The sequence below is a fragment of the Variovorax sp. genome, assembly GCF_965279555.1.
Lineage (GTDB): Bacteria > Pseudomonadota > Gammaproteobacteria > Burkholderiales > Burkholderiaceae_C > Variovorax.
On record NZ_OZ257247.1, the window covers coordinates 1,399,727 to 1,419,665 of the forward strand.

Genomic DNA, 19,939 nt, shown 5'->3' on the forward strand with positions numbered 1-19,939 from the left:
ATTGAAAAGCGATGCCATGAAGTCGTTGAATTTTAATTATCTGCGCGGCCTCTATGAATTTTTGCTTGGCAAAAGTGATGAGTGGTTGGAGTCGTTTGACATTAAATCGGCCACCAATCAGGCTGATTTGATTGAGAAGATGAAGATTGTATTTTCGAAATTTGGTCCGACTTCAAAGGCAAATGTAGTACGTGGACTGCATTTCATGTTGATCAACTACTCCGATGACTGTTTGTGGAGGAAGGCAATTCCACATGATCTTCCTCTTGATCTGGTGGTAGATAGGAAAGCCTATCTGGAGAAGATAATCCTTGGGTTGACGGGAAGTCTTTCGTGTTTAGAGGGTGTGGAGAATTTTTTGTTGATCGATGAAATTGGAGTAAATGAATTGAATTACTCGGAGTAGCCGAGATTGAGTGAATTTTGGCGATGCGTATTTTTGATGAATGCAGAAAATGAGTGCTCAAATAATCATCCTCAACCACGACCTCTGGCGCAAAGGCACCGGTGGCGCGCCCGCTGGCTTGATCGGCCAAGCCGACGGCTTCGCCTACGTAGGCCTCGACCTGAACTTGGCGCAGTTCGCATCCAGCACTTTCTCCGCAAGCAGCTTCACGAGCACCACGTTCAAGCAAGCAGGCTGGACTGCGTGCCAATTCACCAGTTGCACCTTCAGCGCATGTGACTTCGAAGGCATCGCCATTTCCGGCTGCACGTTCGTCAACTGCACATTCAGCCATTCGCAGTTCAACGCAGCCCGGCTCAGCGACTCGGCCTTTAGCCGATGCACCTGGACCGATCTCAACTTCGACGGCAACACGTGGTCGAGCCTCGACGTGCTCGACTGCCGCGGCAACCGGATCCAGGCCAGCAACCTGCAAGGGGAGCGCGTGAACTTCACGGGAAGCGAGTTCGAGGACATGAATTTCGAGAACGCCCGGATCAACAACTGACAGCGATCCAGACGAGACCCCCAGAGAAGACCCCCTGCGCTGATGCACCCATCTCCGGGTTTTCGATAACTAAATCATCTTGATTTAGTCCATCTCCTGGTCGATAGTCGCCCTGCGCCCGGACGCCGAACCTTTCCCTTCAAGAAAGCCCCAGCGATCCGGTTCCAGAAGACCGCAGGCGCTACGCCGCCTGTCCAAGGAGACACCACACCATGTTCAGCAGCTCCCGCTCCATCCTGGCCGTGGCGGCCATGTCCCTGGCCGCATCCACCGCCGCCTTCGCCGCCGACCAGCCCATCATCGGCCTCGTCACCAAGACCGAAACCAACCCCTTCTTCGTCAAGATGAAGGAAGGCGCGCAGGAAGAAGCCAAGAAGCTCGGCGCCAAGCTGCTCTCGGGCGCGGGCAAGGCCGACGGCGACAACGCGGGCCAGATCACGGCGATGGAAAACATGATCGCTGCCGGCGCCAAGACCATCCTGATCACGCCGAGCGACGCCAAGGCCATCGTTCCCGCGATCAAGAAGGCGCGCGACAAGGGCGTGATGGTGATCGCGCTCGACAGCCCGGCCGATCCGCCGGACGCCACCGACGCGCTGTTTGCCACCAACAACTACACGGCCGGCGTGCTGATCGGTGAATACGCCAAGGCCGCGATGGCGGGCAAGCCGGCGAAGATCGTCGCGCTCGACCTGCTGCCGGGCCACCCGGTGGGCGCGCAGCGCCACAACGGTTTCATGAAGGGCTTCGGCCTGCCGGCCAACGACGCCAAATCGAACGAGTTGTCGAAGGCGCCCGAGATCGTCTGCATGGCCGACAGCTACGGCGACCAGGCCAAGGCGCAGACCGCGATGGAAAACTGCCTGCAGAAGGCGCCCGAGGTGAACCTCGTCTACACGATCAACGAGCCCGCCGCCGCCGGTGCATACAACGCATTGAAGCGCGCCGGCAAGGAGAAGGGCGTGATGATCGTGTCGGTCGACGGCGGCTGCCAGGGCATCAAGGACACGGCCGCGGGCATCATCGCCGCGACCTCGCAGCAGTACCCGCTGAAGATGGCAGCCATGGGCGTGGCCGCGGGCGTGGAGTTCGCCAAGACGGGCAAGAAGGCCTCGGGCTACGTCGACACCGGCGTCACGCTGATCGCCGGCAAGAGCGTGGCGGGCGTCGACAGCAAGGACACCAAGACCGGCACCGAGCTGTGCTGGGGCAAGAAGTAACCGGCGGACCTCTAGATGGCGAAGTCTCCAACGCACCACATTCCGTGGGGCGCCCTCGGGCCGTGGCTGGCCCTGCTCGGCGCATGCATCTTCTTTGCGACCCAGTCCGACCGCTTTCTTACCGGCGGCAATCTATCGCTGATCCTGCAGCAGGTGATGGTGGTCGGTGTCATCGCCATCGGCCAGACGCTGATCATCCTCACGGCGGGCATCGACCTGTCTTGCGGCATGGTGATGGCGCTGGGCAGCATCATCATGAGCAAGTTCGCCACTGAACTCGGGCTGCCCGTGCCGCTGGCCATCTTGTGCGGCATCGGCGTGACGACGCTGTTCGGGTTGCTGAACGGCCTGCTGGTCACGCGCATCAAGCTGCCGCCTTTCATCGTGACGCTGGGCACGCTGAACATCGCCTTCGCGATCACGCAGCTGTACTCGTCCTCGCAGACCATCACCGACCTGCCCGGCGGCCTCACCGGCCTGGGCACCACCTTCAACATCGGCAGCGCCGAAGTGGCGTGGGGCTCTGTGCTGATGGTGGCGCTCTATGCGCTCGCCTGGTTCGTGCTGCGCGAAACGGCGGCGGGGCGGCACATCTATGCGGTGGGCAACAACGCGGAGGCCACGCGGCTGGTCGGCATTCCGACGCAGCGCGTGTTGCTGGGCGTGTACGTGGCGGCGGGCGTGCTTTACGGCATTGCCTCGCTGCTGTCGGTGGCGCGCACCGGCGTGGGTGACCCGAACGCGGGGCAGACCGAGAACCTCGACGCCATCACGGCGGTGGTGCTCGGCGGTACCAGCCTGTTCGGCGGGCGCGGCATCGTGCTGGGTTCGCTGATCGGCGTGCTCATCGTGGGCGTGTTCCGCAACGGACTCACGCTGATGGGTGTGTCGTCGATATACCAGGTTCTGGTGACAGGCGTGCTCGTCATCCTGGCGGTCACGGCAGACCAGCTTTCGCGCCGGGGAGCCCGCTGATGAACGTCGTCGCCAACCCCAAGATCGTGATGCAGGCCAAGGGCCTGGTGAAGCGCTATGGACAGGTCACGGCGCTCGACGGCGTCGACTTCGAACTGCGCGAAGGAGAAATCCTCGCGGTGATCGGCGACAACGGCGCGGGCAAGTCGTCGCTCATCAAGGCGCTCTCAGGCGCGGTGGTGCCCGACGAAGGGCAGATCCTGCTCGACGGCAAGGCGGTGAACTTCCGCAACCCGCTGGACGCGCGCCGCGCCGGCATCGAGACGGTCTACCAGGATCTGGCCGTGGCTCCGGCCATGACCATCTACGAGAACCTGTTCCTCGGCCGCGAGCTGCGCCGCCCCGGCTTCCTGGGCAGCGTGCTGCGCATGCTCGACAAGAAGCAGATGCTGCTTCAAAGCACGGCGCGCATGGCCGACCTGAAGGTCGGCATCCAGTCGATGACGCAGGCTGTCGAAACGCTCTCGGGCGGCCAGCGCCAGTGCGTGGCGGTGGCGCGCAGCGCGGCCTTCGCGCGGCATGTGGTCATCATGGACGAGCCCACCGCCGCGCTCGGCGTGAAGGAGGGCAACATGGTGCTGGAGCTGATCCGCCGAGTGCGCGACCGGGGCCTGCCCGTGGTGCTCATCAGCCACAACATGCCGCATGTGTTCGAGGTGGCCGACCGCATCCACGTGGCGCGCCTGGGCAAGCGCGCGGCCGTGCTCGACCCGAAGAAGATCAGCATGAGCGACACCGTCGCCGTGATGACCGGCGCCATGACCGCCGACCAGTTGCCAGCGGAGGCGCATGCCTGATGCGGAAACTGCCGCGCACATGCCCGACCTGCTGCGGCTGCGCGGCTCCAACCAGGTCGGCATGCGCCAGTTCAACGAACGCACGGTGCTGCAGGCGCTGCGCGTCCACACGAGCCTGCCCAAGGCCGACCTCGCGCGGCTCACGGGGCTGAGCGCGCAGACCATCGGGCTCATCACCGCGCGGCTGGAAGAAGACGGGCTCATCGTCAAGCAGAACCGCGTGCGCGGGCGCATCGGCCAACCCTCCGTGCCGCTGGCTCTCAACCCGGACGGCGCCTTCGCCATCGGCATCAAGGTGGGGCGGCGCGGCGCCGAATGGCTGCTGATCGACTTCACCGCGCAGGTGCGCGAGCGCCACGCGATCAGCTACGACTTTCCCGATGCGGCGGCGTTGCTGCCCGCCATTGCCAAGCACATCCACGGGCTGCGCGACGGGCTCGGCCCGCTGGCCGCGCGCAACGTCGGCGTGGGCCTGGCCGCGCCGTTCATGCTGGGCGGCTGGCACCGCACGCTTGGCCTTTCCAAGGCGCAGTCGGACGAGTGGAACCAGATGGACCTGCTGGCCGAGGTGCGGACGCGCACCGATGTGCCGGTGAGCTTCGCACGCGACACGGTGGCGGCCTGCGTGGCCGAACTGGTCTGCGGACGCGGCCACGACCTGAAGAGCTTCCTGTACATCTTTGTCGACACCTTCGTGGGTGGCGGGCTGGTCATCAACTCGCACCTGCACACGGGCGCACACAGCAACGCCGGGGCGTTGGCTTCGTTGCCGATGCAATCGGCGCGAGCCGATGGCGCACTGCCGCCGCAGGTGATGGCAGAGGCTTCGCTGTGGGAGCTGGAGCAGCGCCTGCAGGACGAAGGACTCGACCCGACGGCCGCCTATGACGACCGTGCGTTGCAGCCGCCGTTTGCCGCCGCGACGCAGGCCTGGCTCGGCTCTGCTTCGCTGGCACTGGCGCATGCCGTCGTCAGCAGCACTGCAGTGCTCGATCTGGCCGACGTGGTGATGGACGGTTCCATGTCACGCGCATTGCTGCAGGCCCTGCTGGAGCAGACGCGCGCAGCGCTCGCGCAATGCAATTGGGAGGGGCTTTGGCGCCCGCAGTTGCATGGGGGCAGAGTGGGGGCACAGGCATGTGCGTTAGGCGGGGCGATGTTGCCTTTGCACGCGAACTTCGCGCCGGATCATGACGTGTTCCTGAAGGCCGGTTGAAAGGCCGCCGACGTCGCAACGCACCCCATGCACGCCTTGATGGCCGACCGTTCCTCGGGGGAAGGCCGATGCGGAGATCGCCTGGGGCGGCGATCGGCCGCTTGCGATCGCTCCCCAGGAAAACCGCTTACTTGCTGCACGTACCCGGCTGCGCCAGGCCGAGCGAGGCTATATCGGCCTTGCCTTGCTCCTCTGGAATCTGCTCCAGGTCGGCGCCGCCCACGAAAGCTCCCATCTTGATGAACTGCCGGACGAAGTAGTTCTTGCCGGCTTCCATGAATACCTCCAGCGAATTGGGCGAGAACTCCGATTCCGTTTCGATCTTGTTCTTCTTGCCGCCGTCGACCTGCGTGTAGAAGAACACGTCGGATGCGCTCTCTCCCAGGCATTTGCCGTTGACCCAGATGTCCTTCTTCAAAGCCTTACCGACGAAGCTGTTGCGATAGACATAAAGGCCGGATTTCCCTGCGGCCGGGGCGCTGAACTGCTTGGCCTTGTCGCTCTCCTCCTTGCTGGCCATGTTGACGGAGGCGCATCCTGTCATCAGCAGCGCCGACAGGATGACGATGCCGCTCTTGTGATTGATCTTCATTTTTGTGATCTCGGTGGTGAATGGAAGACCGAGTACTCCCTCGACCCGGCCGCTCGCGGCAGTGGTGCCGCGAACGTGGGCATTATGCTTTTTGTTTCAATACGTAATCTGGATTCGGATGGCTGATTCCCGCCGAAATTGGCGTTCCAGAAACGTCGCTGTGCGAACGCTGGCAGACAACCGCCGGGGCTATTTGTTCTTGTCTCTCGCGCCCGCGAGGCGGAGGGCCTCCGCGATCAACGGCTTCATCGTCTCGAATGTCGTGTCGCTCGGGTTGATCACGCTGACCCAGTACATCTTCCCGTACACCGGATGTGGCATCAGCCGGTCGGGCGCTGTGAAGTCGATCTCCGTCTGCTCCTGCTCGCCGAACAGCGCGCGGAAGCTCTCCTTGCCCACGCCGATGTTCAGGCGGAACACGCCGGGGCGGTCCAGATTCGAGGCGCTGTCGAACTCGCTGTCCTTCGTCACGATGGTGGCAAAGGGAAACTTGTTGTCCGAGTTGTGGAAGAAGAAGGTGTTGTCGTCGGCAACCTGGAAGTGGCCGCCGGCCAGCAGGTCGATCAGGTAGTCAGTGATGGCGTCTTCGGTCATGCCGCCATCTTGCCCGTGTTCACGACGGCCAGCGGCGCAGGCCGAGTCCGTCGGCCAGTTTGCGGTAGGCGGCGATCTGCGCTTGCACGTAGTCGTCCAGCGCGGCGCCGGTGAGCGCGAAGGGATACAGCCCATGCCGCTCGCGCAACGCGGCAAAGCCCGGCGCGGCGCTCGACTCGCGGAAGGCGGCGGTCCAGGCGCGGACGGCGGCCTCCGGCACGTCAGCGCTCAGGTACAGGCCGCGCACCGTCGGCCAGACCAGGTCGACGCCTTGCTCGCGCGCGGTCGGCACGCCGGTGAGGGCACCGCCGAGCCGGTCTTCCGACAGCACCGCGAGCAGCCGCACGGCGGCGCCTCTCGCAATGGCCTGCAGCGCTTCGGCCGCATCGCCGGGGAAGGCGTCGACATGCTTGCCCTGCAGCGCACCCAGCGCGTCGCCGCCGCCTTCGAAGGACACGAATCTCATCGCCTTGTGGTCGCGCCCCGCGGCGCGCACCAGCAGCGCGGCCTTCACCCAGTCCTGGCTGCCGACCGTGCCGCCCGCGCCGAAGGCGATGCGCGACGGGTCTTGGCGCAGCGCTGCGATCAGGTCCTGCAGCCGTTTGCAGGGCGAGTCGCGGTGCACCGCGATCACGCCGTAGTCGGTGCCGAGCGTGGCGATCCAGCGCACGGCCGAAGGCGGATGCGGACCGAAGCGCCCCTGTGCCAGGTTGAGCAGCGAGCCGCTCGAGAACGCGACCAGCGTGCCAGGCCCGCCGAGCTTGCCGGTGGCGATGCGGTCGAACGCGACGGCGCCGATGCCGCCCGGCAGGTAGCGCTGGGCCAACGGCGGACGAGTGGGGCGCACGGCCTGCAGCGCATCACGGGCGAGCGCGCAGGTCAGCGCGAAGCCACCGCCGGCCTTGGCGGGGATCACGCAGTCGGCGGCTTCCAGGGAAGGGTCATCGGCCGCCGCCGCGCGCAGGCTCACGGGCAACAGCAGCGCGGACAACGCGCGCAGGGCGTGGCGACGGTTGGCGTGAAGGGGCGCGGGCATGGGGTGGTGGCGGGCTGGTCAGTGCGCCGCCGGACGGGGCCACCAGATGATCGCATGCAGGCCCGGCCCGGACTCGCGTGCCTCGAGCCGCAACTCGCCCTGGTGCCGCTGCGCGATGGATCGCGCAATGGCCAGCCCGAGCCCGAAACCGCCCTTGCCGGCACGCGCGCCACGGCGAAAGCGCTGGCCCAGCGCGGCGCGTTCCTCGTCGGACAGGCCCGGCCCGTCGTCCTCGACGTTGAGGCTCCAGCCCGCTGCGTCACCGGCCGCGAACAGCGTGATCGTGCCCTCTGCAGGCGTGTAGGCGATGGCGTTCGTCACCAGATTGCTCAAGGCCTCGCGCATCAGCGCCCGGTCCGCCACGGCGATGAACTCCGGCGTGGGCGAGTGAATGCCCAGGTCGATGCGCTTGGCGCGCGCCAGCGGCAGCAGGTCGACCGCCACCTCGCGCAGCAGCGCAGCCATGTCGAAGCCGGCCGGCTCGACCGACACCGTGTCGCTGCGCCCCAGCGCAAGCAACTGCTGCGCACTGCGCGTCGCGCGGCCGATCTCGGTGGCCAGCGCGTCGAGCGCGAGCTGGATCTGCGCCGGGTCCTGCTCGCGCCGGGCGTAGTCGGCCTGCATCTGCAGCGTGGTGAGGTGGGTGCGCAACTGGTGCGAGGCGTCGTCGAGAAACTGGCGCTGCTGCGTCACCAGGTCTTGCGTGCGCGACATCTGCTGGTTGACCGCGGCGACCAGCGGGCGCACCTCGGCGGGCAGGTCTGCCTCGGCGATGCGCGTGAGGTCGTCGGGCGTGCGCGCCTGCACCTCGCGCGCCAGCCGCGACAGCGGGCGCAGCGCCGCGGCCAGCGCCACGGCGGTGCCGCACAGCAGCATGGCCAGCACCAGGCCGTCGCGCAGCGCCGCGCTGCGCACCAGGCGCGCGGTGAACTCCTGCCGCGAGCGCGTGCTTTCTCCCACCTGCACCAGCACGCTGCGGCCCGTGCTGCCGGCGGGCGCGCGGTCGAGGTCGCGGCGGTAGGCGGCCAGCCGCACCGCTTCGCCGAAGTAGGTCGCGTCGTAGAAAACCGGTGTGCCCATCTTCAGCTCGACCGGCGGCGCGGGCAGGTCGGCGCTGCCCAGCTCGACCAGTCCGTCGGAGGTCGACACCCTGAAGAAAACCTGGCCACTCGCAGTGAGCTCGAAGAACTCGAGCATCGTGTATGGCAGCTCGACCGACAGCCCGCCCGATGCGGTCGAGATGTTGGCGTCGATCGACTTCAGCGCGCCCAGCAGCGATCGGTCGTAGGCCGCGTTGGCTGCGGCCAGCGCGTCGTGCCGCGTCATCCACAGTTCGAGGCCGGTCACCACCAGCAAGGCCGGGAACAGCAGCAGCGCGAGCCGCTGCCACAGGCTCGCACGCCGCAGGCGGGTCCCCATGTTCAGCGCCATGCCCACGATGCACGGTGCCGAAGCGGCTTCTTCACGAGGCACCGGGGAACCGGCTCTACCGGGCCGCAGGTGTCGCCCCTGGCGAGGGGGAAGGAGACGCGACACGAAGTGCGCGAAGCCTGGGGGCGTGCCATTTATTCCGCTTCCAGCACATAGCCCAGCCCGCGCAGCGTGACGATGCGCACGCCGCTGCCGTCCAGCCTCTTGCGCAGCCGGTAGACGAAGACTTCCACCGCTTCGGGATGCACCTCCTCGTCGTCGGAGAACACGCGCTCGAGGATCTGCTGCTTCGACAGCGGCTCGCCGCTGCGCTGCACCAGCACGCGCAGCACCGCCAGTTCACGCGGCGACAGCGCGAGCGCCTCGCCGTTCAGCGTGAAGTGCCGGCGCGCGCCGTCGTACACCAGTGGCCCGCAGGCCAGCCGGGGATGCTCCACGCCGCGCGCGCGGCGCACCAGCGCATGCAGCCGCGCCTCGAGCTCGGCCAGCGCGAAGGGCTTGGCGAGGAAGTCGTCCGCGCCCGCGTTGAGCGAGGCCACGCGCTCGTTCACCGAGTCGCGCGCCGTCAGGATCAGCGCGGGCAGCCGCTGGTCGCGCTCGCGCAGGCGTTGCAGCACCGTGTGCCCGTCGAGCCCGGGCAGGCCCAGGTCGAGCACCAGCGCATCGTGGTCGCGCTGCTGCAGCGCCCGATCGGCCAGCCTCCCGTCGTCCACCCATTCGACCTGAATGCCCGCGTGCTCCAGCGCCTTGCAGAGCCAGGTGCCCAGGGTGTGTTCGTCTTCCGCAAGAAGGATGCGCATCGGCTGATCCTAGTTGTGCCGGGCCTTTTCGGGAAACACCGCGGAACCGGCTTTGCCGGGCCGCAGGTGTTGCCCCCTGCAAGGGGGCTGGCGCAGCGACACGAAGTGCGCGAAGCCTGGGGGTTTGCCAGTCAATCCGGCTTGATGTTTGCCCTTGCGATCACTTTCTGCCAGCGGGCCTGCTCTGCCGCAATGAACTGAGTGAACTGCTCGGGCGTGCCGCCGACAGCTTCGGCCGCATCGGCCGTCAGCCGCTGCATCGAGTCGGGCGACTTCACCGCCTTCATCGTCTCGGCCGAGAGCTTGGCCATCTGCGCGGGCGTGATGTTGGCCGGCGCCAGCATGCCGTACCACTGCGTCATCTCGAAACCGGGGAAGCCTTGCTCGGCCACGGTCGGTACGTCTGGTAGCTGCGCCAGGCGCTTGGCCGAGCCGGTCGCGATGCAGCGCACCTTGCCCGCCTTGATGAACGGAATGATCGCCGCCGCGCCGATGGCCGACGCGTCGAGCCGGCCCGAGAGCAGGTCGGTCACCATCGGCCCGGTGCCGCGGTAGGGCACGTGCAGCATGAACACGTCGGCCGTCATCTTCAGGTATTCGAATGCCAGGTGCCCCGCGCTGCCGTTGCCCGCCGAACCGTAGCTGAGCTTGCCCGGCTTCGACTTGGCATAGGCGATGAACTCCTTGAGGTTCTTGGCCGGCACGTCCGGGTGCACCACGTACAGGCTGGGCACCTTGGCCAGCAGGCTCACGGGCTTGAAGTCCTTGTTCGCGTCGTAGGGCAGCTTGGCAAAGATGTACGGATTGACCGCCAGCGTGCCGATGTGGCCCAGGATGATCGTGTGCTGGTCGGTGCTGCGCGCCACTTCGCTCATCGCGATGTTGCCGGCCGCGCCGGGCTTGTTGTCGACGAACACGCTCTGGCCCAGCGTGCGCGAAAGCTCGGCCGCGGTCGAGCGCGCGACGATTTCCGAGCTGCCGCCGGGTGCGAAGGGCACGACGAAGCGGATCGACTTGTTGGGCCAGGCGTCTTGCGCCGAGGCCAGCGAGGGCAGCAGGCCGCCGAGGCCGAGGGCGCCGCCGGTTTGGAGCCAGTGGCGGCGGTTCAGGCGGGCATCGTTCGAAAAGAAGTCGGACATGGGGCTTTGTCTCCAGCGCTTTTGGATTGAAAGCGCGCATCCTGCCCGGCAGAGGCTGTCGGAATGCTGTCAGTCGCCGCCCGTCCAGTAGTCGCGGCCGAATTCGCGTGCGAGCCTGGCGATCAGGTGCTCCACGCGCGCAAGCACGGTTTCCACCTGCGCGCGCACAGGCGCGTATGCAAAGCGCAGGTTGTGGAAGGTCTTGCCCTCGTCCGGGTCGTCATCGCGCAGGTACAGCATGCCGTCGTGCAGCCGCAGGTCGAAGAACCAGCCTTGCTCGTAGTCGGAGAACACTTCGCCCGGCGTGCCGGCCGTCAACGATTCGATGAAGGCCCGCCCCTCGCTGAAGCGGTCGTGCCACGGAAAGCTCAGCAGAAAGCGGCCTGGTGCAAGGACGACCGGCCTGTTCCAGAAATTGGGGCTGTCTGCCAGGTCCTTGCCGTGGTGCGCGGCTTTGGTGAGCAGGTCGCGGTAGTGGCGGCAGAGCTCTTCCTCGTGGCCGACGCAGTCGGCCGACAGCACGAAGCCCTGTGCCGCACCCGGTATGGCCGGCTGGTAAAGCGGCTCGCGCATGTTCTGCCATTGCTCGGGCGAGATGTTCGACGAAGGGCCGTAGTAGAACGAGGCCTCCACGATGAAAGCGATATCGATGAGCACGCCTTCCACGGGCTCCGACTGCGACGCCCAGTCCGGCAGCGTTGCCCGGTCCGGGGAGTGCGGTGCATCAGCGTCCACGGCGATCCTCAGATCAGGTTGCGCATCGCCTGCGCCGTCTCCCGCAGCACCGGCAGCACCCGCGCCACCGCGTCTTCCGAGCTCTCGTGTCCCATCGGCATCGTGATGTTCAGCGCCCCCACCAGCGTGCCGTGGCGGTCGCGCAGCGGCGCCGCGATGCCGCGCGAGTTCAGGTCCAGCTGCTGTTCCGACAGCGCCCAGCCCTGCGCCCGGATGCGGGCCAGCTCCAGCTTCATGCGCTCCATGCTCGCGATGGTGTGCGAGGTGAAAACCGTGAGCTGCCTGGTCGCCAGCCACTCGTTCAGCTCGGCGTCGCTGCGCAGCGCCAGCATCAGCATGCCAGAGGCCGTCACCTGTGCCGGCACGCGGGCGCCCAGTACGTAGCCGGTGCTCATGCTGCGGTTCGGCCCGTTGCGCGCGATGTAGACCACCTCGTCCCCGTCCATCACGCTGAGGTAGGCGATCTCGTTGGTGCCGGCGGCCACGCGCTGCAGAAAAGGCTGCACCACGCGCGGCAGGCGGGCCGATTCCAGGTACGAGCGGCCCAGCCGCAGCACCCGCGGCGTGAGCCAGAACAGCTTGCCGTCGCTGGCCACGTAGCCCATGTGCTGCAGGGTGAGCAGGTAGCGCCGCGCGGCGGTGCGGGTCATGTTCGTGCGCTGGCCCGCCTGGCTGGCGGTGAGGCGCGGGTTGGCATCGTCGAAGGCCTCGATGATGCTCACGCCGCGCTCCAGGCCGGCAATCCAGTCGCGCTTGTCCAGGCCTGCGGGGGGTGTCGAGTCGTCCTTGCTCATGGGCGGAAGTGTGCCTCCGGCGATGCGGTTGGCGTTGGCATTCGGTGCAGGTGAAAACCCTTGATTTGAACGATTAACGATTTTTAAAGATCGATTATCGAACGTTCTGAGGCATGCATTCCTGCATCAATGGGCTGAAGGGACTATAAAGCTCGGCATCCGGCCTCGAAAAGAGCGATTGACGAACGGAAGCAAGCACATGAGCCATTCCATCAGCGGCAGCACCCAGGCGTACCTTATTCCGGGCGACCCGGTTCGCAACGTGCGGCTGCCGCGCATGTTCAACGCGGCCTTCGAGCGCTTCGGCATCGACGCGGTGCTGCTGCCCATGCAGGTGCCGGTGCGTGACTTCGCGGTGTTCTTCAAATCGGCCTTCCTGGCGCGCAACCTGCGCGGCATGGTGATCGCGCCGCCGCACAAACCGCTGGTGGTCGACCTGCTCGACGGTTGCGGGCTCTTCGGGCGCGTGGCGGGTTCGGTGAACGTGGTGCGCCGCACCGAGGGCGACCAGCTCGAGGGCGACCTGTTCGACGGCGAAGGCCTGATCGGCGCGCTCGACCACTGCAACATTCCCTTTCGCGGCAAGTGCGTGCTGATCCTCGGCGCGGGTGTGAGCGCGGCGGCCATCGGCGTGGCGCTTGCCGAAGGCGGCGTGGTGAACGGCGCCGCGCACATCGCATTCTTCGACCGCGCCGCCGGCAAGGCCGCGGGCGTGGCCGCCAAGCTCGACGCCTTCTTCGACGCCACGGTGGTGGCCGTCGACAGCAACGCGCCGGAGGGCTACGACCTTGTCGTCAACGCCACGCCGCTCGGGCTGGTCGAGGACGACGCGCTGCCTGTGGACGTGGCGCGCATGGACAGCCATGCCGCGCTGTTCGACATCCTGTTGCGCAACCAGCCCACGCCGCTGGTGCGCGCGGCCCGCGCGCGCGGGCTCAACGCGCAGGCCGGCTTCGAGATGCTGATCCAGCAGATGCCGCACTACCTGCGCTACTTCGGCCACACCGAAGCGGCGGATGCGCTGCGCGCCGACGCCGATTTCCTGCGCGAGATCATCTACCCGCCGGCCATGCACGGCGAAATCGCCAAGCCCCTGCGCTATCACTCCCCGAGCGTGGCCTGAGCCACGCCTTTTCATTCAAGAGACTCGACATGATTTCCGGCAAGACAACGCTCATCGCCCACCTGGGTTTTCCGACCGAAGCCTTCAAGGCTCCGATGATCTACAACCCCTGGTTCGACAAGCAGGGCATCGACGCGGTGGTGGTGCCGATGGGCGTGAAGCCCGAGGACTACGCGGCCTCGCTGCCGCAGATCTTCAAATTCAGCAACCTGCGCGGCGCACTCGTGACCATGCCGCACAAAGTCACGACGATGGCGCTGGTGGACGAGGTGACGCCCACCGCGCGTGTGGCGGGCGCCTGCAACGCGATCCTCAAGCGGCCCGACGGCACGCTGCTGGGTGACCAATTCGACGGCGCCGGCTTCGTGCGCGGCGTGGAGCGCAAGGGGCGGCTCTTCAAGGGCACGCGGGTGCTGGTGTCGGGCACGGGCGGCGTGGGTTCGGCCATTGCGGCGTCGATTGCCGCGGCAGGCGCCGCCGAGCTGATGTTGTTCGACATGAGCGAAGCCTCGGCCGGTGCGCTGGCCGCGCGGCTGCGCGAGCACTATCCGCAGATGAAGGTGAGCACGGGCTCGAAAGACCCGGCCGGCTACGACGTGGTCGTCAACGCCACGCCGCTGGGCATGAAGGAGGGCGACCCGCTGCCTTTCGACGTGGACCGCATCGACTCTGGCACCTTCGTCGGCGAGGTCGTGATGAAGACCGAATACACGCCGTTGCTCGAGGCCGCGAAGGCCAAGGGCTGCCAGGTGCAGGTCGGCACCGACATGCTCTTCGAAATGATCCCCGCGTACCTGGAGTTCTTCGGCTTTGGCACAGCGTCCCCGGAGGAATTGCGCGCCGTGGCCCAATTGAAATATTGAAAGGCCGAGTCACCGCATGAGCATCTTTGAAGGTTTTCTCTCCACATCCGAAACGCTGGGCGCCTTCAGCGACCGCGCGTTCGTCGACGCCATGCTGCGTTTCGAGGCGGCGCTGGCGCGCGCCCAGGCCGCCGAGGGGCTGATTCCCGAGAGTGCCGCGCACTCCATCGTGAGCAGCTGCAAGGTCGAGCTGTTCGACGTTGCCAAGATCGTGCGCGAGAGCGGCCGCGCGGGCAGCGTCGCCATTCCGCTGGTCAAGGCGCTGCGCGAGGCCGTGAGCCTTTTCAACGCCGAGGCCGCACCGTATGTGCATTTCGGCAGCACCAGCCAGGACGTGATCGACAGCGCGATGGCGCTGGTCACGCGCGAGGCGGTCGCGCTCGTCGAGGCCGACCTGGCCAAGGCGGCCGATGCCTTGCTGCGACTGGCCACGCAGCACGCAGAGACACCCATGCTCGCGCGCACGCTGATGCAGCCGGCTTCCGTCACCAGCTTCGGCTTCAAATGCGCCGGCTGGGCCGCGCCGCTGGTACGCAGCCGCCTGCGCCTGCGCGAGGCCGCGAAGCACGCGCTGCAATTGCAGCTCGGCGGCGCCGTCGGCACGCTCGCGCAGATGAAGGGGCAGGGCGCGGCCGTGCGCCAGCGCATGGCCAAGGAACTGGGCCTGGGCGACCCCGGCGCGACGTGGCACACGCAGCGCGACGAATGGGTGGCGCTCGGCTGCGAGCTGGGCCTCATGACCGGCAGCCTCGGCAAGATCGCGGTCGACATCGCGCTGCTCGGCCAGTACGAAGTAGCCGAAGTCTCCGAGCCCAGCGAACCCGGCCGGGGCGGCTCGTCGGCCATGCCGCACAAGCGCAACCCGGTGGCGTCGATGGTGGCCATCGCCGCCGCGCACCGCGCGCCGCAGCGCGTAGCCGCCTTGCTAGGCGCCATGCCGCAACAGCACGAACGCGCGCTCGGCGCCTGGCAGGCCGAGCTGGCCGAATGGCCGCAACTGCTGATGTCGGCGCACGGCAGCGTGCGCGCCATGGCCGGCGCGCTGCCGGGCCTGCAGGTCGATGCCGCGCGCATGCGCGCCAACATCGACCGGCTGCGCGCCGAACTCCCGCGCGACGCGGCCGACGAATGGTTCGACCCTGCGCTCGCCATCAATGCCGGACAGACTGCCCTCGCCGAAGTGAAGGCGATGCAGGCCCGGCTCACAGACAAGGAACTCCCGCAATGACCGCCCCCGAAACGCCCGCCAGCGACTACGAAGCCGGACTCGTCAACCGCCGCCGCGTGCTCGGCGATGCATGGGTCGACAAGTCGCTCGCCAACCGCAACGGCTTCAACGCCGAGTTCCAGGAACTCATCACGCGCCATGCGTGGAACGACATCTGGGGCCGCCCCGCGCTGGGCGACAAGACGCGCCGCTACATGGTGCTGTCGATGATGCTGGGCATCCATGCGTATGAAGAATTCGCCATGCACGTGCGCGCCGCGCTCGACGGCCCGCCCGAGTCGCGCCTCACGCCCGAAGACATCAAGGAAGTGATCATGATGGCCGCCATCTACTGCGGTGTGCCGGTGGCCAACCACGCCTTCGGCATCGCGACCGGCATCCTGCGCGAGAAGGGCCTGCTGCCCGCCACGCCCGCGACCGCCGCGCAGTGAGCGCGCCGGTCGCCCGCAAGGGCCGGTTCGACGTCAGCTTCGCGCTGTTGCTGCCGCTTCTGCTGGCGGCGCAGCCCGTGGCAACCGACAGCTACCTGCCGGCGCTGCCCGCCATCGCCAAGGAGCTCGGCTCCGCCAGCACCAGCCTCACGCTGTTCGTGCTGGCTTTCGGCTTTGCGCAATTGCTGTGCGGCCCCTTGGCCGATCGCTTCGGCCGGCGGCCGGTGCTGCTGACGGGGCTCGGCTGCTACGTGCTCGCGGCACTGGGCGGGGCGTTCGCCGGCAGCGTGGTGCTGCTCGCGGGCTGGCGCGCGTTGCAGGGCTTTTCGATGGCCGCGATCCTCGTGTGCTCGCGTGCCGCGGTGCGCGACCTGTACCCGGCCCACGAAGGGCCGCACGTCATGGCGCGCGGCCTCACCGGGCTGGGCGTGGTGGGGCTGCTGGCGCCGCTGCTCGGCGCATGGCTGGTGCAGGGCGCGGGCTGGCGCTGGGTGATGGTGGCGATGGCGGTCTATGCCTCGGTGCTGTTCGCGATGTGCTGGCATTCGTTCGCCGAAACGCGCAAACCGATGGGCGAGGGCGGCCTCTCCGCGCCGCGCGGCAGCACCCGCACCGTGTTCGCGAGCCGCTCTTTCCGCGCCTGGGCCTCGGTGGCCGCGTCGACCTACGGCGGGCTCTTCTGCTTCCTGCTGCTGTCGCCGATGGTCTACATCGGCTACCTGGGCTGGTCGCCTGCGTGGTACGGCTGGATCCCCGCCGGCGGCTCGCTGGTCTACATCTTCAGCACCACCATGTGCCGCACGCTGCTGCGGCGCCATGGGCCGGTGCGCACCGTGCGGCTGGGCGCCTCGCTCAGCATCACGGGCGCGGTGATCCAGGCGCTCGGCTGCTGGCTGATGCCGCTCAGCGCGGTGCCGCTGCTGGCGGGCCACGCGGTGTACTGCCTCGGCCACGGCATCCACCAGCCCTGCGGGCAGGCGGGCGCGGTGGGCGATCTGCCGCACCTGGCGGGCCGGGCCGTGTCGTGGTCCGGCTTCGGCATGATGATGGTCGCGTTCTGCGTGGGGCAGCTGGCAGCGCGCTTCGTCGATACCGACTACACCTACGGCGCCTGGCCGATGGTCGTGCCCATGCTTCTGGCCGGCATTTCGCTGATGGCCATCGCGTTCTTCTGGCTGCCACGTCTTCAACATCCGACAAAGGAAACCACACCATGACCCGTTTGAATGTCGTTCGCGAAGGCGACGGCCCGATCGTCGTGCTCAGCCATGCGCTCGGCTGCGACCTGACCATGTGGGACGGCGTGGCCGCGCAGCTCGCGCGGGCCCACACCGTGATCCGCTACGACCACCGCAACCACGGCGCCTCCGAAGTGGTGCCGGGCCCCTTGCGCATCGAGACACTGGCGGAAGACGCCGCCGAGCTCATCCGGCGCGAGGCGGGCGGCGAGCCGGTGCATTTCGTCGGCCTGTCGATGGGCGGCATGACCGCGCAGGCGCTGGCCGTGCGCCACCCCGAGCTGCTGAAGACCGTGGTGATCGCCAACTCGTCCGCGCACTACCCCGACCAGGCCCCGTGGCGCGCGCGCGCCGAGACGGTCAATGCACAGGGCGTGGCCGCCATCGCGCCCGGCGCGGTGTCGCGCTGGCTCACGCCCGACTTCGTGACCACACCCGAGGGCGCGGCCGCCGCCAAGGCGCTGCACGACGTGCTCGTGCGCACCGACCCGCAGGCCTACATCGCGAGCTGCAATGCCGTGGCCGCCATCGACTTCCGCGAGAGCAACCACCGCATCGCCGTGCCCACGCTGGTGATCGGCGGCCTGCGCGACGAGGCCACGCCCATGGCCATGTCGCAGGCCATTGCCGGCGCGATTCCGCATGCGCAACTGGCCACCATCGACGCCGCGCACGTCAGCGCCGCGGAGCGGCCGGTGGAGTTCGCACAGCTGCTGATCGATTTCTGGCGCAGTCTTTGAGGGCTGGGCGCTACACCGTTGGCCTAGGTGTATCCCGTATTTCGTGCGAATAATGGACGCATGTGATCGATGATCGATCAAAAGGCCTCTGAATAGATTGTGGCGGTGGCCGGGTGTTTCTAAAGTCCACCCCATGCATCGCTCCATCGCCACCGTCTCGCTCAGCGGCACGCTCCGCCAGAAGCTCGAAGCCGTCGCAGCCGCGGGTTTCGACGGCATCGAGCTGTTCGAGGCCGACTTCATCAACTTCAAGGGCACCGCCGCCGAGCTGCGCCGCATCACGGCCGACCTGGGCCTGTCGATCGACCTGTACCAGCCGTTCCGCGACTTCGAAGGCATGCCCGAGCCGCAGTTCCGCCGCAGCCTGGAGCGCGCCGAGCGCAAGTTCGACCTGATGGAAGCCATGGGCGCGCCGCTGGTGCTGTGCTGCTCCAACACCTCGCCGCTGGCCTTGAACGACCCGGAGCTGGCCGCCGCCCAGCTGCACGAGCTGGCCGAGCGCGCCGCGCGCCGCAACCTGCGCGTGGGCTTCGAGGCGCTGGCCTGGGGCCGCCATACCTCGCTGTACGGGCAGGCCTGGAACATCGTCAGGCAGGCGAACCACGCGCACCTGGGCCTGATCCTCGACAGCTTCCACACGCTGTCGCTGAAGGACGATCCGGCGGGCATCGCCGACATCCCCGGCGAAAAAATCTTCTTCCTGCAGATGGCCGATGCGCCGCTGCTGTCCATGGACGTGCTCCAGTGGGCGCGCCACCACCGCTCGTTCCCGGGGCAGGGCGACTTCGACGTGGTCGGCTTCTTCACGCAGGTGCTGCGCGCGGGCTACACCGGGCCGCTGTCGCTGGAGATCTTCAACGACATCTTCCGCGAGACGCCGAACCGCCGCACCGCGGTGGACGCGATGCGCTCGCTGCTCTACCTCGAAAGCGAAGCACGCCAGCGCATGGCCGCCGCGCCTGTGCAGCCGCAGCGCGTGGAGCTGTTCAACCCGCCGCCGGTGCCGGCGCTGTCGGGCCTGTCGTTCATCGAGTTCGCGGCCGACGAGGCCTCGGCCCTCACGCTGGCCTCGCTGGTGAAGCAACTGGGTTTTCGCCGCGTGGGCAGGCACCGTTCGAAGGCCGTCACGCTGTATCGCCAGGGCGAGGTCAACCTGATCGTCAATGCCCAGCCCGATTCCTTCGCGCGCAGCCGTTTCGATGCGCACGGCACCTCGGTCTGCGCGCTGGGCGTGCGCTGCGCCGATCCGCTGGCAGCCGTGGGCCGGGCCACGGCCATGCGCTCGCAGCGGCACGACAGCCCGGTCGGCCCCAACGAGCTGCGCGTGCCGGCGGTCGTCGCGCCCGGCGGCAACCTCATCCACTTCGTGCCCGAGGCGCTGGGCGCCAACGGCCTGTACGAGGCCGATTTCATCCTCGAAGACGGCGGCCCCGACGAATCCGACGCCGGCCTGCAGCGCATCGACCACGTGGCGCTGGGCCTGGCGGTCGACCAGCTCGATACCTGGGTGCTGTTCACGCGCGCCGTGCTCGGCCTGGAGCCGGGCGAGAGCCTGGAGCTGGCCGACCCCTTCGGCCTCATCCGCAGCCGCGGCGTCGCCAACGCCGACCGCAGCCTGCGCCTGGTGCTCAACGTGTCGCTGAGCCAGCGCACCCGCACCGCGCGCACGCTGAGCGTGACCGGCGGCGGCGCGGTGCACCACATCGCGCTGAGCTGCCAGGACATCTTCGACACCGCCGCGAAGCTGCGCGCCAACGGCACGCGCTTCGTGCCCATCTCCGACAACTACTACGACGACCTCTCCACGCGCATCGACCTGGCGCCCGAACTGCTGGCGCGCATGCGGGAGGCGGGCGTACTGTTCGACCGCTCGGCGGCCGGCGACTACCTGCACATCTACACAGAGAGTTTCGAGGGGGGACTGTTCTTCGAGGTCGCACAGCGCGTGGGCAACTACGACGCCTACGGTGCCCTCAATGCACCGGCGCGCATGGCTTCCCAGGCGCAGGATTGATTCGGTTTTTTTGTCAACAC

At 67.5% G+C, this 19,939-nt stretch carries 21 protein-coding genes; 13 read left to right on the top strand and 8 right to left on the bottom strand.

Annotated features, from left to right (window positions below):
• The first annotated feature begins 16 nt into the window (after window positions 1-16).
• The 6 genes from ACQY8B_RS06815 (at window position 17) to ACQY8B_RS06840 (ending at window position 5,161) form a co-directional block, all read left to right on the top strand.
• A complete protein-coding gene (locus ACQY8B_RS06815) occupies window positions 17-406 on the top strand; it encodes a hypothetical protein (protein WP_422085996.1) in 390 nt (129 codons plus the stop codon).
• Between the two features lie 40 nt (window positions 407-446).
• Window positions 447-953: a pentapeptide repeat-containing protein gene (locus ACQY8B_RS06820; protein ID WP_422085997.1), complete on the top strand. Its 507-nt coding sequence runs from the start codon at window positions 447-449 to the stop codon at window positions 951-953.
• Between the two features lie 212 nt (window positions 954-1,165).
• Window positions 1,166-2,173: a sugar ABC transporter substrate-binding protein gene (locus ACQY8B_RS06825; RefSeq protein ID WP_422085998.1), complete on the top strand. Its 1,008-nt coding sequence runs from the start codon at window positions 1,166-1,168 to the stop codon at window positions 2,171-2,173.
• 15 nt (window positions 2,174-2,188) lie between these two features.
• Complete coding sequence (locus ACQY8B_RS06830) at window positions 2,189-3,148, top strand: ABC transporter permease (RefSeq protein WP_422085999.1); 960 nt, start codon at window positions 2,189-2,191, stop codon at window positions 3,146-3,148.
• Complete coding sequence (locus ACQY8B_RS06835) at window positions 3,148-3,945, top strand: ATP-binding cassette domain-containing protein (RefSeq protein ID WP_422086000.1); 798 nt, start codon at window positions 3,148-3,150, stop codon at window positions 3,943-3,945. The genes ACQY8B_RS06830 and ACQY8B_RS06835 overlap by 1 nt, the downstream gene beginning before the upstream one ends.
• Window positions 3,938-5,161, top strand: coding sequence for an ROK family transcriptional regulator (locus ACQY8B_RS06840; RefSeq protein ID WP_422086001.1), 1,224 nt, complete (start codon window positions 3,938-3,940; stop codon window positions 5,159-5,161). Before ACQY8B_RS06835 ends, ACQY8B_RS06840 begins: the two co-directional genes overlap by 8 nt.
• A 127-nt stretch (window positions 5,162-5,288) precedes the next feature.
• Here the strand turns inward: ACQY8B_RS06840 and ACQY8B_RS06845 are convergent, their stop codons facing one another.
• From ACQY8B_RS06845 to ACQY8B_RS06880, 8 genes are all read right to left on the bottom strand, one after another.
• Window positions 5,289-5,753 carry a DUF2846 domain-containing protein gene (locus ACQY8B_RS06845; protein ID WP_422086002.1) on the bottom strand — a complete coding sequence of 155 codons (465 nt, stop codon included), beginning with the start codon at window positions 5,751-5,753 and terminating at the stop codon, window positions 5,289-5,291.
• A gap of 189 nt (window positions 5,754-5,942) precedes the next feature.
• Entirely contained in the window at window positions 5,943-6,347 is a 405-nt protein-coding gene (locus ACQY8B_RS06850) for a DUF6194 family protein (RefSeq protein ID WP_422086003.1), read from the bottom strand.
• A gap of 19 nt (window positions 6,348-6,366) precedes the next feature.
• On the bottom strand, window positions 6,367-7,383 hold the full coding sequence (locus ACQY8B_RS06855) for a tripartite tricarboxylate transporter substrate-binding protein (protein ID WP_422086004.1): 1,017 nt from the start codon (window positions 7,381-7,383) through the stop codon (window positions 6,367-6,369).
• Window positions 7,384-7,401: 18 nt separating this feature from the next.
• Window positions 7,402-8,802, bottom strand: coding sequence for a sensor histidine kinase N-terminal domain-containing protein (locus ACQY8B_RS06860; protein ID WP_422089165.1), 1,401 nt, complete (start codon window positions 8,800-8,802; stop codon window positions 7,402-7,404).
• Between the two features lie 146 nt (window positions 8,803-8,948).
• On the bottom strand, window positions 8,949-9,614 hold the full coding sequence (locus tag ACQY8B_RS06865) for a response regulator (RefSeq protein WP_422086005.1): 666 nt from the start codon (window positions 9,612-9,614) through the stop codon (window positions 8,949-8,951).
• A 131-nt stretch (window positions 9,615-9,745) separates the two neighbouring features.
• Window positions 9,746-10,753 (bottom strand): Bug family tripartite tricarboxylate transporter substrate binding protein, encoded by a 1,008-nt coding sequence (locus ACQY8B_RS06870; RefSeq protein WP_422086006.1) that lies wholly within the window; start codon window positions 10,751-10,753, stop codon window positions 9,746-9,748.
• Window positions 10,754-10,822: 69 nt separating this feature from the next.
• Window positions 10,823-11,488, bottom strand: a complete 666-nt coding sequence (locus ACQY8B_RS06875) for a hypothetical protein (protein WP_422086007.1) — start codon at window positions 11,486-11,488, stop codon at window positions 10,823-10,825.
• Window positions 11,489-11,496: 8 nt separating this feature from the next.
• Entirely contained in the window at window positions 11,497-12,282 is a 786-nt protein-coding gene (locus tag ACQY8B_RS06880) for an IclR family transcriptional regulator domain-containing protein (protein WP_237674990.1), read from the bottom strand.
• Window positions 12,283-12,481: 199 nt separating this feature from the next.
• Here ACQY8B_RS06880 and ACQY8B_RS06885 point away from each other — a divergent pair, with 199 nt between their 5' ends.
• From ACQY8B_RS06885 to ACQY8B_RS06915, 7 genes are all read left to right on the top strand, one after another.
• On the top strand, window positions 12,482-13,405 hold the full coding sequence (locus ACQY8B_RS06885) for a shikimate dehydrogenase family protein (protein ID WP_422086008.1): 924 nt from the start codon (window positions 12,482-12,484) through the stop codon (window positions 13,403-13,405).
• Window positions 13,406-13,434: 29 nt separating this feature from the next.
• Window positions 13,435-14,268: a shikimate dehydrogenase family protein gene (locus ACQY8B_RS06890; RefSeq protein ID WP_422086009.1), complete on the top strand. Its 834-nt coding sequence runs from the start codon at window positions 13,435-13,437 to the stop codon at window positions 14,266-14,268.
• 16 nt (window positions 14,269-14,284) lie between these two features.
• Window positions 14,285-15,496, top strand: a complete 1,212-nt coding sequence (pcaB, locus tag ACQY8B_RS06895; protein ID WP_422086010.1) for a 3-carboxy-cis,cis-muconate cycloisomerase — start codon at window positions 14,285-14,287, stop codon at window positions 15,494-15,496.
• Window positions 15,493-15,927 carry a carboxymuconolactone decarboxylase family protein gene (locus tag ACQY8B_RS06900; RefSeq protein WP_422086011.1) on the top strand — a complete coding sequence of 145 codons (435 nt, stop codon included), beginning with the start codon at window positions 15,493-15,495 and terminating at the stop codon, window positions 15,925-15,927. The genes pcaB and ACQY8B_RS06900 overlap by 4 nt, the downstream gene beginning before the upstream one ends.
• A complete protein-coding gene (locus tag ACQY8B_RS06905; RefSeq protein WP_422086012.1) occupies window positions 15,924-17,144 on the top strand; it encodes a multidrug effflux MFS transporter in 1,221 nt (406 codons plus the stop codon). The genes ACQY8B_RS06900 and ACQY8B_RS06905 overlap by 4 nt, the downstream gene beginning before the upstream one ends.
• A complete protein-coding gene (locus ACQY8B_RS06910; RefSeq protein WP_422086013.1) occupies window positions 17,141-17,905 on the top strand; it encodes an alpha/beta fold hydrolase in 765 nt (254 codons plus the stop codon). The genes ACQY8B_RS06905 and ACQY8B_RS06910 overlap by 4 nt, the downstream gene beginning before the upstream one ends.
• A 133-nt stretch (window positions 17,906-18,038) precedes the next feature.
• The gene (locus ACQY8B_RS06915) at window positions 18,039-19,919 is read left to right on the top strand and encodes a bifunctional sugar phosphate isomerase/epimerase/4-hydroxyphenylpyruvate dioxygenase family protein (protein ID WP_422086014.1); all 1,881 of its coding nucleotides are present in this window, start codon (window positions 18,039-18,041) and stop codon (window positions 19,917-19,919) included.
• Window positions 19,920-19,939 lie beyond the last annotated feature (20 nt).